We start from the raw sequence: 11,952 nt of genomic DNA, 5'->3' as shown, positions 1-11,952 counted from the left end.
TCTCAATCTCCTGAAGGGTCACTGATTGGCCGATGTACGGCCAACTTTTGCTTTGTTATGAATCATGACTGCTGCGTCGGCAATCGTTAATGTCGCACGGCGTTTTTTAAAACGCCGGAAGTCATCAGACCACTTGGCGCGAAGCCCTGTCAACGCGGCGCCATGCCTATTCATCACGGAAACAACAGCCAAGTGTGAAAATATTTTTATTTTATTTTTTACAATGTGGGGAATGTTGCAGTGCGATATAGGGTTTCTTGGACGGGCCACGAATTCTTTTCATTCTTGCATGTAAGGGTTTCTACATATGCGCAATTTTGCTTACTGGAACTTTCAATGCTGCAGTGCGCAATATTTGCGTCAGCAGTGATGGCGCACGGCGGCGGCCGGTGCGCGGCAGCGCGGCTTTTTGCCTGGTGGGCACAATATGCGTTATCGTTACGCGTTTTTCGGACAGTCAGGACGGGTCGCCAAGACGGGCGCCGTGGCGCTAGTGACAAGGCATGGATCTTGCGTGGATGGACTGGTTTTGGCGGTGGAATCCTGTATCACAGGGCGAAGCCAGTACAAGCGCACCAATACGGTGCGACAGATAATCAAGATGAAGGGTATTACATGAAGTCACCATGGATGCGGCGCCTGGCGCTGCTCGCCTGCCTGAGTTCCCTGCCGCTGCTGGCCGCCGCCGACGCCCCCGCCAGTGCCAAGCCGGCCAAGACGCTGCGCTACATCCTGCCGGCCGCCGAGACGGGTTTCGATCCGGCCACCGCGCGCGACCTGTATTCGAACCACATCACGCAAGCCGTGTTCGATACCTTGTATACCTATGACTACCTGGCGCGTCCCGTCAAGGTGGTGCCGCAGGCGGCCGCGGCGTTGCCGGAAGTGTCCAGCGACGGCAAGACCTATACCATCCGCCTGAAAAAAGGCATCCTGTACACGCCCGACGCCGCGTTCGGCGGCAAGCGCCGTGAACTGACCATGGCCGACTACGTGTATTCGTGGAAGCGGCTGTTCGATCCGCGCCTGGCCTCGCCGCACAGCTGGCTGTTCGAAGGCAAGATCGTCGGCCTCGACGATGTCGCGAAAGAAGCGGCCAAGACCAACAAGTTCGACTACAGCAAGAAAGTGGCGGGCCTGGAAATCCTCGACCCCTACACCTTGCGCATCACCCTGACCAAGACCGATTTCAACTTCCCCATGATCCTGGCCTATGTGCCGACCGCCGCCGTGGCGCGCGAAGTGGTGGAAAAATACGGCGACGTGAAAGGCGAAGTGGGTTCGAATCCGGTCGGCACCGGTTATTACACCCTCGGCGAATGGACGCGCGGCAACCGCATCGTCTTGAATAAAAATCCGCAGCACCTGCCCGAGACCTGGAATTTCCTGGCCGGCGACGACCCTGACGACCAGCGCATCGTGCGCCAGATGCAGGGCAAGGCCATCCCCGCCATCGACCGCATCGAGATCACCGTGATGATCGAAGACCAGTCGCGCTGGCTGTCGTTCCAGAGCGGCGGCACCGACGTGTTCTGGCTCGACGGTCCGCTGGCGCCGAAAGCGCTGCTGAACGGCAAGCTGCGTCCCGAGCTGGCGGAGAAGGGCGTGCAACTGTCGCGCCTGCTGGACCCGGAGATCAGCTATTACTACTGGAATATGGAAGACCCCATCCTCGGTGGTTTCAGCAAGGAAAAAATCGCCCTGCGCCGCGCGATTGCCATGGCGCACAATATCGATGAAGAAATCCGCATCATCTGGAATGGCCAGGCCAAGCGCCTCGACTATCCGATACCGCCGGGCGTGGTCGGCTACGATCCGCACTACAAGAGCCTGCTGCAATACGATCCCGTGCTGGCCAACAAACTGCTCGACAAGTTTGGCTACAAGAAGGGCGCCGACGGCTGGCGTACCTTGCCGGACGGCAAGCCGCTGGTGATCCGCTACGCCTCGCGCAATGAAGCCAATGGCGTGCTGCAGGCCGAAATGTGGCGCAAGACGTATAACTCGCTGGGCATCCGCATGGAAAACGACCGCATGATCTTTTCCGATATCCTGAAGACGGAAAAGCAGTGCAAGATGCAGACGCGCACCGCGCCATGGCTGGCGGATTACCCTGACGGCGACAACTTCATGCAGCTGTTCTATGGTCCGAACACGCACCAGAACAACAACGGCTGCTACCAGGACCCGGAATACGATCAGTGGTATGCGGCCAGCCAGCATATGCCGGCCAGCCCCGAGCGCGACCAGCTGTACCATAAAATGGCGCGCCGCCTGGAAGTGAACGCCGGCGCCCTGATCGGCTACGCGCGCTATCGCAATATGCTGGCGCAAAAATCGGTGCTGGGCTACAAGAAGCATCCGATCCTGTTCCAGGAATGGGCGTATATGGATATCGACAGCAACGGTGCACCGGTTCCAGCGCCAGCCGCTAAATAAACGCAGCTTATAACGCTAAGGAATCATTATGTTTGCTTATATCCTGCGCCGCCTGTGGCAGATGCTGCCGACCATGCTGGGCGTGGTGCTGCTGGTGTTTATCTTGTTCAACTGGGTCGGCGGCGACCCGGCGTATATCCTGGCCGGCAAGATGTCGAGTGCCGAGAGCATCGCCAATATCCGCCGCCAGCTCGGCGTCGACCAACCGTATTACGTGCAGCTGTGGATCTTCATCAAGCAGATCGTCACGTTTGATTTCGGCCAGAGCTGGGCCACCGGCGAGACCGTCTCGCATATCATCACGTCCCGTCTTGGGCCGTCGATGATGGTGCTGATTCCGCTGACCGTGCTGGAAACGTTTTTCGGCGTGGCGCTGGCGCTGGCCATCGCTTTCGTGCGCGGTTCGCTGACGGACCGCGCCGTGATGATCGCCTGCACGGTCGGCATGTCGATTTCCATCCTGGTCTACATCATCGTGTTCCAGTATGGCTTCGCCTACAAACTGGGATTATTTCCGGTGCAGGGCTGGGGCGACAGCTTCTGGGAAAACCTGCTGCGCTATTCCACCTTGCCGATCCTGATCGGCCTGGCCGTCTCGATCGCGCCGACCCTGCGCCTGTTCCGCACCTTCGTGCTGGACGAAGCGAACCAGGATTATGTGCGCACGGCGCGCGCCAAGGGCCTGAAGGAAGGGCGCATCATGTGGGTCCACGTGCTGCGCAATGCCGCCATTCCCATCATTACCTACGTGATGTCCAATCTGCCGGCGCTCTTGATCGGGGCCTTTTTGCTGGAACGCTTCTTCGGCATTCCCGGCATCGGGCGTGAAGTGATTTTGGCGGTCGAGCGCAGTGATTTTCCGGTGATCAAGGCGATCACCGTGTATGTCGCCGCCGCCACCATGCTCTTCAACCTGCTGACCGACCTGATGTACCAGGCGGTCGATCCACGTGTCCAACTGAAGTAGAAAGTGACGATGTCGAAACCTCATACATCGCCGGGCCTGTGGGCCCTGGCGTGGCGCCGTTTGCGCGGCGACAAAATTGCAATGGTATCGCTGGCCGTGGTCGGCGCGTTTTTCCTGCTGGTGCTGGCATCAAGCGGCGGCCTGGTGGGCGCCAACTGGGAAGATGAAGTGGCCGTCAGCTATGCGCCGCCCACCTTTGCCGGCGCCGACCCGGTGGTTGCCGGTGTCGACGGCGCGATTCTCGTCAGTGACGAGCGCAATCTGCCGACGCCCGTCAATGTGCTCGATCCTTTGGCCGACGATATCGCCGAACTGCGCGCGCAGTTGAAAAGCGATCCGTCGGCGGGTGTCGACATGTACGGCGTGACCGATCCGCTGGCCGACGACATCACCGCCCTGCGCGGCACGATGGGCAAGGCGAAAAAAGTGATTGCCCACAAGGCGACCACCTTGCCGTTCGGCGCCGACAAATGGGGGCACGACGTGCTGCAGAAAACCATCAAGGGCGGCGAAACGTCGATCGTGGTGGGCCTGGTGGCGGCCTTGCTGGCGGTGGTCCTGGGCACCATCTTCGGCGCCGTCTCCGGCTATTTCGGCGGCCTGGTCGACGATTTCTTCAACTGGTTCTACAGCATCTTCACGTCGATCCCGTCGATCCTGATGATCCTGACGGTCGCCGCCGTGCTGCAACAAAAAGGCGTGCTGACCATTGTGCTGATCCTGGGACTGACCGGCTGGACCGGTCCGTACCGTTTGATCCGCGCCGAATACATCAAGCACAAGGCGCGCGAATACGTGATGGCGGCCGACGCCATCGGCGCTTCGCACTGGCGCAAGATGTTCTCGCATATCTTCCCCAACGTCAGCCACGTGGCGCTGGTACAGATGTCGATCCTGGTGGTGGGCTTCATCAAGGCCGAAGTGATCCTGAGCTTCCTGGGCTTTGGCGTGCCGGTCGGTACCGTCTCGTGGGGCAGCATGCTGAACGAAGCACAAAATGAACTGATCCTGGGCAAATGGTGGCAGCTGACGGCCGCCGCCACGGCGATGGCCGTGCTGGTGACGGCGTTCTCGCTGTTTACCGATGCCTTGCGCGATGCGCTCGACCCCAAAGTGAAATAGGAGTTGCTCATGGACCAGAATAACCTGTTGGAAGTGCGCGACCTGCGCGTCACTTTCCGTCTCGACAAGAAGACCACCTTCGAAGCCGTCAAGGGCATTTCCTTCAACGTCCCGCGCAACAGCACGGTGGCGCTGGTGGGCGAATCGGGCAGCGGCAAGTCGGTCAGTTCGCTGGCCGTGATGGGCCTGCTGCCACCGGACAACACGATCATCGACCCGCAATCGAGCATCTTCTTTGGCGGGCGCGACCTCTTGACGCTGTCGATCGCCGAGCGGCGCAATATGTGCGGCAAGGATATCTCGATGATCTTCCAGGAGCCGATGTCTTCCTTGAACCCGGTGTTTACGGTCGGTTTCCAGATCGCCGAAGTGCTGCGCCAGCACATGGGCATGAACCGCAAGCAGGCGCGCGCGCGCACCCTGGAATTGCTCGATGAAGTCGGCATTCCCGATCCCGCCAACAAGATCGACGCCTACCCGAGCCAGATGTCGGGCGGCCAGCAGCAGCGCGTGATGATCGCCATGGCGATCGCCTGCGAGCCGAAACTCTTGATCGCCGACGAGCCCACCACGGCGCTCGACGTGACGATCCAGAAACAGATCATGGACCTGATTGCCGCGCTGCAAAAGAAACACCAGATGTCGGTGCTGTTCATTACCCACGACCTGGGCCTGGTGGGCGAGATCGCCGACCACGTGATTGTCATGCGCCACGGCGAAGTGCGCGAAACGGGCGAAGTGCGCCAGGTGTTCGAGGCGCCAAACGACGCCTACACCAGGGCGTTGCTGCATTGCCGCCCGTCCCTGGACGAACGGCCATGGCGGCTGCCCGTGATTGCCGACTATATGGAAGGCAAGGCGGGGCCCGGTGTGGAAATCAAACAACGCTCGCGCGGCTATACGCCGGGCGACGAGCCGGTGCTGGTGGTCAATAACCTGAGCAAGAGTTTCTACATGCGCGAAGGCTTATTTGGCAAGCGCGAGTTCCAGGCCGTCAAGGATGTGTCGTTTACCCTGCCGCGCGGCAAGACGCTGGGCGTGGTGGGCGAGTCCGGTTCCGGCAAGACCACGGTCGGCCTGACCTTGCTGCGCCTGCACCAGGCCACCGGCGGCACGGCCATGTTCCACGGCAAGGACCTGATTGCCATGCCGAACAAGGAATATTTGCCCTATAAACGCCGGATCCAGATCATCTTCCAGAATCCGTATGCCTCGCTGAACCCGCGCTTTACGGTGGGGCAGATTTTGCTCGAACCGATGCGCATCCACAAGATCGGCGCGAACGACCAGGAGCGCATCGCCAAGGCCTACTGGCTGCTCGATAAAGTCGGCTTGCCGGAACAGGCCTTCCACCGCTATCCGCACGAGTTCTCGGGTGGCCAGCGCCAGCGCATCGCGATTGCGCGCTGCCTGACCATGCAGCCGGAAATCCTGGTCTGCGACGAATCGGTGTCGGCGCTGGACGTGTCGGTGCAGGCGCAGGTGCTCAATCTGCTGCAGGACTTGCAGGATGAATTCGGCCTGTCCTACATCTTCATTTCGCACGATCTGTCGGTGGTGAAATATATCGCCGACCAGGTGATGGTGATGCATCAGGGCAAAGTGGTGGAACTGGCCGATTCGGACGAGCTGTATCGCAACCCCGTCCATCCGTATACCCGTACTTTACTGAGCGCCATACCAAGAGGTGTGCAAAATTGAGCGTGCTTTTGCGGTAAGATAGCGCCATGCCCAACCTTATCTTCCTGCTCGAACACTACGGTATCCTGATCGTCTTCGGGATCGTGCTGGTGGAGCAGCTCGGCTTGCCGATTCCCGCCTTCCCTATCCTGGTGGTGGCGGGTGCGCTGTCGGTCGATGGCGACATGAACGGCGCGCTGGTGCTGGCGGCGGGCCTGACGGCCTGCCTGATCAGCGACCTGGCCTGGTTCAGGGCAGGGCGCCATTTCGGCAAGCGCATCTTGCGCCTGCTGTGCCGCATCTCGCTGTCGCCCGATTATTGCGTCAGCCAGACGGAAGACAAATTCAAGCGCTGGGGCCCGAAAGCCCTGATCGTCTCCAAGTTCGTGCCCGGTTTTAATACGATTGCCGCGCCGATGTCGGGCGCCATGGGCACGCCGGCGTCGCGTTTCTTCCTGTATGCGGGCCTGGGCGGCTTGCTGTGGTGCGGCACCGGCATCCTGGTCGGCGTGATCTTCCATGCCAGCGTGGAGCGGGTGCTGGACCTGCTCAGCACCATGGGCAGCACCGCGCTGCTGGTGCTGGCGACCTTGCTGGGCCTGTTCCTGCTGTATAAATACCTGGAACGCCGCCGCTTCCGCCAGGCCTTGCAGGTCGAACGCATCAGCATTACCGAATTGCTGGACCTGATCGAGCAGGGCCATGAGCCGCTGCTGGTCGACGCGCGCAGCGCCACGGCGCAGTCGCTCGAACCTGCCGTGCCGGGCGCCCTGTTCTTCAATGGCAAGGAACCGGTGCCGGCCTTGATCGGCCTGGACAAGGACCGCCATATCGTCGTCTATTGCAGCTGCCCCAACGACGTGACGGCCGCGCAAGTGGCCAAGCTGCTCAATGAACATGGTTTCCACCGCGCCAAGCCCCTGCATGGCGGCCTCGATGCCTGGAACGCCGTCTACCGCTCCGACCAACCGGCGCCTGCCGGCCTGCTCAACGAAGGCCTGGCCTCCTGATTTGTTGTCGGGAATTGGTAGTAATCCTACGAAAGCAGGGGCAATCCGTCATTCCTGACGGTAGCGCACGGCTGGCCTGTCGTGCGGCGGATGGAGGATGCCTTTGCTGCTGCGCAACATGGTTTGCTGGCGTACAGCAAGTGTGAGCGCTTGCTTCATTTGGATGCCCGGTGATTGCCTGTCGTATTTGGAGTGGAACTACCGATAAATGCGGCTTTTGATGTACTTAAACTACAAACTTTGCTTGCCTCGAAGCTCATTCATCCTTTAAGCTTGGCGTCCCATGCGTCCCACTTACACTTAAAATCATGAGCGCTTCGTCTACTCCCGCATTGCCCACTTCCGCCTACGCCGATGGTCCGCGCCTGCTGGCCGATGTAGGCGGCACGAATGCCCGTTTTGCCCTGGAAGTGGCCGCCGGCCAGATCGGCCAGGTTGAAGTGCTGCCTTGCGCCGACTATCCGAGTCTGGCGGCCGCCCTGCAAGCCTACCTGGCCCTGCCGCAGATTGTCGCCGCCGGTGGCCAGGCCGTGCGCCACGCCATGATCGCCATCGCCAATCCGGTGTCGGGCGATTTCCTCAGCATGACCAACCATCACTGGTCGTTCTCGATCCGCGCCATGCGCGAAGAGTGCGGCTTCACCACCTTGGACGTGGTCAACGATTTCACCGCCCTGGCGCGCGCCGTGCCGATGCTCTCCAGCAGCGAAAAGCACCAGGTGGGTGCCGGCACCGCGCGTCCGAACACCGCCATCGGCCTGATCGGCGCCGGCACGGGCCTGGGCGTCTCGGGCCTGATCCCTTCGCATGGCGGCTGGATCGCGCTGCAAAGCGAAGGCGGCCATGTCAACTTCGCGCCCTTCAACGAGCTGGAAGTGTCGATTCTGCAGTTTGCCTGGCGCGAATTCGAACACGTCTCGGCCGAGCGCCTGATTTCCGGCGATGGCCTGGAGCTGATCTACCGCGCGCTGGCCGACCGTGCCGGCGTGGCGGACGAAAAGCTGCCGGCCGCCGAGATCACGCGCCGCGCGCTGGCCGGCGAATCGCAGCTGTGCGACGACGTCATCGAAACCTTCTGCTGCATGCTGGGCACGGTGGCGGCCAACGTCGCCGTCACCCTGGGCGCGCTGGGCGGCATCTATATCGGCGGCGGCATCGTGCCACGCCTGGGCGCGCGCTTCGACCGTTCGGGCTTCCGCGCCCGTTTCGAGCGCAAGGGCCGCTTCGCCAATTACGTGTCGCAGGTACCCACTTTCGTGATCACCGCGCAATACCCGGCCTTCCTCGGCACCTCGGCCATCCTGGCCGAGAAACTGTCGTCGCACTAGGAAGTCCGGCCCGAGGCGGGCCGGTCTGTAGCGTTTACGCCGGGCAAAATGCTGTTTTGCCCGGTTTTGCGCTTTTCCGCTTTTTATCAGGTACAATTGGCATCGTTGGATGAAACGACGACTGTCTCGCGCGCCCGGCTTGTACGCCGCCATCAGCGAAGCAGCTGCTCCGGAGTTCGTTTCATTGCTGGTTATTTAAGGCCAGCGCCATGGATCGCAGGATTTTCATCGCATCCGCAAGACTCCCGCTTTGCGCGCTTAGGCCAAGGCGTCGGAAAAACAGCCTCAACTTGTAACCCAGCATGACATCGTCAGCGATGCATGCCCTCTGTTACGTTGAAATGAACGTTTTGATTTCTTTCTCTGCATACGAATTGCAATACATATCCGCACAGAATTGCTATGAACACCATTGAGGCCAAGAAAGTCCTCGAAACAGCGTTGCTGTGCGCGCGTGAAGCGCTGACGATCCACAGCCTGAAAAAGCTGTTCGTCGATGCCGATGACAATGGCCGCGTGCGCGGGGTCGGTGTCGGCGCCGATACGATCAAGCAGCTGCTCGAGGAATTGCGGCAGGAGTGGGAAGGGCGCGGCATCGAAGTGGTCAGCCTGGCGTCGGGCTGGCGCTTTCAAAGCCGCCCTGAAATGAAGATGTATCTCGATCGATTGACACCCGAGCGGCCGCCGAAGTATTCGCGGGCCACCCTGGAAACGCTGGCCATCATCGCCTACCGCCAGCCCGTCACGCGCGGCGACATCGAAGAAATTCGCGGCGTGGCCGTCAATTCGCAGACGATCAAGATGCTGGAAGACCGCGGCTGGGTCGATGCGATCGGCTACCGCGACGTGGTGGGCCGGCCGGCCTTGCTGGCCACCACCAGACAATTTTTGGACGACTTGGGTTTGAGCTCGCTGTCCCAGCTGCCGCCGTTGCAGCAAATCAGCGAAATGCAGGGCAACGGGCTCGAAGCCCTGGAAGCCGCCCTGCAAGAAAATTTTGACAAAGCAACGAATGACGTTGCAGTACCGCTTGGTGCAGGTAGCAGTACGGCTGTGACAGTAGTGACAGCAAGCCCTGATGCCGGCCCCGATGCTTCGCCCACGGACGAAGCCTATACTCACGACCCTGCGCCAGAACTAACGGCTGACGCTGCGCCAGGTCAGCACAGCCAAGAAACGAACAATGAATAATCCGAACACACCCGAGACAGTTACCGCCAGCGACGAAGCCATCGTTGCCAAGCCCAAGCGCCGCACCAAGGCTCAGATCGAAGCCGCTGCCGCCGCTGCGCCAGTTGCGGCAGTCACCGAGGCCGCGCCCGCCGCTGCCAAGCCGAAGCGCCGCACCAAGGCCGAGATCGCCGCCGATGCCGCCGCCGCGCCTGCCGTTGATGTTGCCGAGGCAGCGCCCGCCGTGAAAAAACCGCGCGCCAAGGCCGCGCCGAAAGCGCCGGCCGATGCCGTGACCGCCGATGCTGGCGCAGCACCTGCCGCACCGGCGCCGCGTCCGCCGCGCGCCCGCGCCGCCGCCAAGGCTGCCGCCGTGGAAGCCGCCGTGGAAGCTGAAACTGCTCCGCAAGTTGTTGCTGAAAAAACCGAAGAAGCGCGCACGACCCGTGGTCCGCGCCAGATGCGCGGTGTACAGGCCGAGCGCGCATTGCGCCAGCCGCCACGCCCGAAGGCCGAGAAAGCCGCCAAGCCTGAAGCCGCGCCACAGGACGCTGCAGTGGAAGCGGCCGCGCCGGTCGCCGATGTGTTCGATGCCGAAGGCAATCTGGTGTCGCCGGCGCCGCAAGGACGCCAGCCGCGCGCGCCGCGCAACGACATGCCGGGCACCGGCAAGAACGCCGGCAAGAGCCGCAAGAAAGGCAAGGGCCGCCAGGCCGCGCCGGGCAAGCTGAACGAAGCCGATGCGATCTTCTCGTTCGTCACCTCCGACGCGTTCGACAGCGAAGAGGGCGGCGCCGGCCGCGTGCAGAAAACCGCCGTGCGCCGCGACCTGACCTCCGACGACGATGCGCCGAAGTTGCACAAGGTGCTGGCCGAAGCCGGCCTCGGTTCGCGCCGCGACATGGAAGACCTGATCATTTCGGGCCGCGTGTCCGTGAATGGCGAGCCGGCCCATATCGGCCAGCGCATCCTGCCGTCCGACCATGTGCGCATCAATGGCAAATTGATCCAGCGCCGCGTCAGCAAGAAGCCGCCGCGCGTGCTGGTGTACCACAAGCCGGCCGGCGAAATCGTCAGCCACAACGACCCGGACGGCCGTCCTTCCGTGTTCGACCGCCTGCCGACCATGAAGGCCGGCAAATGGCTGGCCGTTGGCCGCCTCGATTTCAATACCGAAGGCTTGCTGCTGTTCACGACTTCCGGTGACCTGGCCAACCGCCTGATGCACCCGCGCTACGGCATCGACCGCGAATACGCCGTGCGTACCCTGGGCGAGCTGGAAGAAGGCATGCGTCAGAAGCTGCTGGCCGGCGTCGAGCTGGAAGACGGCCTGGCGCAGTTCTCGAAGATCGCCGATGGCGGCGGCGAAGGCATCAACAAGTGGTACCGCGTGGTGATCGGCGAAGGCCGTAACCGCGAAGTGCGCCGCATGTTCGAAGCGATCGGCCTGACCGTCTCGCGCCTGATCCGTACCCGCTACGGCGCGATGACCCTGCCGAGCGGCCTGAAACGTGGCCGCTGGGAAGAGATGGATGAAAACACCGTGCGCGACCTGCTGGCCGCCTACGGTATCGAAAAGAAAATGCCGGCCTCGGGTGACCCGCGCGCCGCTGGTGCCGCCAAGGGTCGCGAAGCACGCAAGGTCGACCGCAAGGAGCGCGATGACGAGCCGAACGGCAACCGCATCGATGTCAGCAATCGCAACGCCGATCCGTTCCCGGTCGCGCCGCGCCGTGGCCAGCCACAGGGCCAGTTCGCCCGTCCGCAAGGCCAGGGCCGTCCAGGCGGCATGGGTCGTCCGGGCGAAGCGCGTGGTCCTGGCCGTGGCCAGCCGCAAGGTCCTTTCCAGGGTGGCCAGCCGCGTTCGGCTGCTTCCTTCGACGGTGCACAGCCAGGCCAGGGCCGCGCCCCGCGCGTGGCCGGCCAGGGTGGCCAGGGCCGTCCAGGCGGCGAAGGCCGTGCGCCGCAGCGCGGTCCGCGCCAGCCCGATCCGCTGCAAACGGCATTCGGCTTTGCCAATACCGGCCCGCGCCGTACTGGCGGCGGTGGTGGCGCCGGCCAGGTGCGTTCCGGTGGCCAGCCGCGCGGTGGCATGGATGGCATGCCGCGCCGCCGTACCAAAGGTTAAAACAGGGCCTTTCTTGTAGCGCAAACCGGGGTTTTGCCCCGGCTGCGCACACTCTTGTAACTGTTGTAAGTCGGTCCTGCGCGCATGCGCGGCATTGCGGCGAAGTTA

At 62.2% G+C, this 11,952-nt stretch carries 9 protein-coding genes; 8 read left to right on the top strand and 1 reads right to left on the bottom strand.

What is annotated here, in order from left to right:
- Positions 1-18 precede the first annotated feature (18 nt).
- The gene (locus Q8L25_RS29730; protein WP_308922817.1) at positions 19-270 is read right to left on the bottom strand and encodes a hypothetical protein; all 252 of its coding nucleotides are present in this window, start codon (positions 268-270) and stop codon (positions 19-21) included.
- 345 nt (positions 271-615) lie between these two features.
- On the opposite strand from Q8L25_RS29730, the gene Q8L25_RS29725 reads away from it, so the two are divergent.
- From Q8L25_RS29725 to rluB, 8 genes are all read left to right on the top strand, one after another.
- Positions 616-2,439, top strand: coding sequence for an ABC transporter substrate-binding protein (locus Q8L25_RS29725; protein WP_308922816.1), 1,824 nt, complete (start codon positions 616-618; stop codon positions 2,437-2,439).
- Positions 2,440-2,467: 28 nt separating this feature from the next.
- A complete protein-coding gene (locus tag Q8L25_RS29720; protein ID WP_094445700.1) occupies positions 2,468-3,406 on the top strand; it encodes an ABC transporter permease in 939 nt (312 codons plus the stop codon).
- Positions 3,407-3,415: 9 nt separating this feature from the next.
- Positions 3,416-4,528, top strand: a complete 1,113-nt coding sequence (locus Q8L25_RS29715; protein ID WP_308922815.1) for an ABC transporter permease — start codon at positions 3,416-3,418, stop codon at positions 4,526-4,528.
- A 9-nt stretch (positions 4,529-4,537) separates the two neighbouring features.
- Complete coding sequence (locus tag Q8L25_RS29710) at positions 4,538-6,229, top strand: ABC transporter ATP-binding protein (RefSeq protein ID WP_308922814.1); 1,692 nt, start codon at positions 4,538-4,540, stop codon at positions 6,227-6,229.
- A gap of 26 nt (positions 6,230-6,255) precedes the next feature.
- A complete protein-coding gene (locus Q8L25_RS29705) occupies positions 6,256-7,218 on the top strand; it encodes a VTT domain-containing protein (RefSeq protein ID WP_308922813.1) in 963 nt (320 codons plus the stop codon).
- A gap of 308 nt (positions 7,219-7,526) precedes the next feature.
- Positions 7,527-8,546, top strand: coding sequence for a glucokinase (locus tag Q8L25_RS29700; protein ID WP_308922812.1), 1,020 nt, complete (start codon positions 7,527-7,529; stop codon positions 8,544-8,546).
- 402 nt (positions 8,547-8,948) lie between these two features.
- A complete protein-coding gene (scpB, locus tag Q8L25_RS29695) occupies positions 8,949-9,737 on the top strand; it encodes an SMC-Scp complex subunit ScpB (RefSeq protein ID WP_308922811.1) in 789 nt (262 codons plus the stop codon).
- A complete protein-coding gene (gene rluB / locus Q8L25_RS29690; protein WP_308922810.1) occupies positions 9,730-11,844 on the top strand; it encodes a 23S rRNA pseudouridine(2605) synthase RluB in 2,115 nt (704 codons plus the stop codon). The genes scpB and rluB overlap by 8 nt, the downstream gene beginning before the upstream one ends.
- The last annotated feature ends 108 nt before the right edge of the window (positions 11,845-11,952 follow it).

The organism is Janthinobacterium sp. J1-1 (assembly GCF_030944405.1).
Classification (GTDB): domain Bacteria; phylum Pseudomonadota; class Gammaproteobacteria; order Burkholderiales; family Burkholderiaceae_D; genus Janthinobacterium.
This window is presented reverse-complemented; position numbering and strand designations above follow the sequence as displayed.

What these genes read in the sequence shown, in the direction of transcription:
- Q8L25_RS29720 (WP_094445700.1), top strand. Translation starts at nt 2,468, where the DNA reads ATGTTTGCTTATATCCTGCGCCGCCTGTGGCAGATGCTGCCGACCATG.
- Q8L25_RS29725 (WP_308922816.1), top strand. Translation starts at nt 616, where the DNA reads ATGAAGTCACCATGGATGCGGCGCCTGGCGCTGCTCGCCTGCCTGAGT.
- Q8L25_RS29705 (WP_308922813.1), top strand. Translation starts at nt 6,256, where the DNA reads ATGCCCAACCTTATCTTCCTGCTCGAACACTACGGTATCCTGATCGTC.
- Q8L25_RS29715 (WP_308922815.1), top strand. Translation starts at nt 3,416, where the DNA reads ATGTCGAAACCTCATACATCGCCGGGCCTGTGGGCCCTGGCGTGGCGC.
- scpB (WP_308922811.1), top strand. Translation starts at nt 8,949, where the DNA reads ATGAACACCATTGAGGCCAAGAAAGTCCTCGAAACAGCGTTGCTGTGC.
- Q8L25_RS29710 (WP_308922814.1), top strand. Translation starts at nt 4,538, where the DNA reads ATGGACCAGAATAACCTGTTGGAAGTGCGCGACCTGCGCGTCACTTTC.
- Q8L25_RS29700 (WP_308922812.1), top strand. Translation starts at nt 7,527, where the DNA reads ATGAGCGCTTCGTCTACTCCCGCATTGCCCACTTCCGCCTACGCCGAT.
- rluB (WP_308922810.1), top strand. Translation starts at nt 9,730, where the DNA reads ATGAATAATCCGAACACACCCGAGACAGTTACCGCCAGCGACGAAGCC.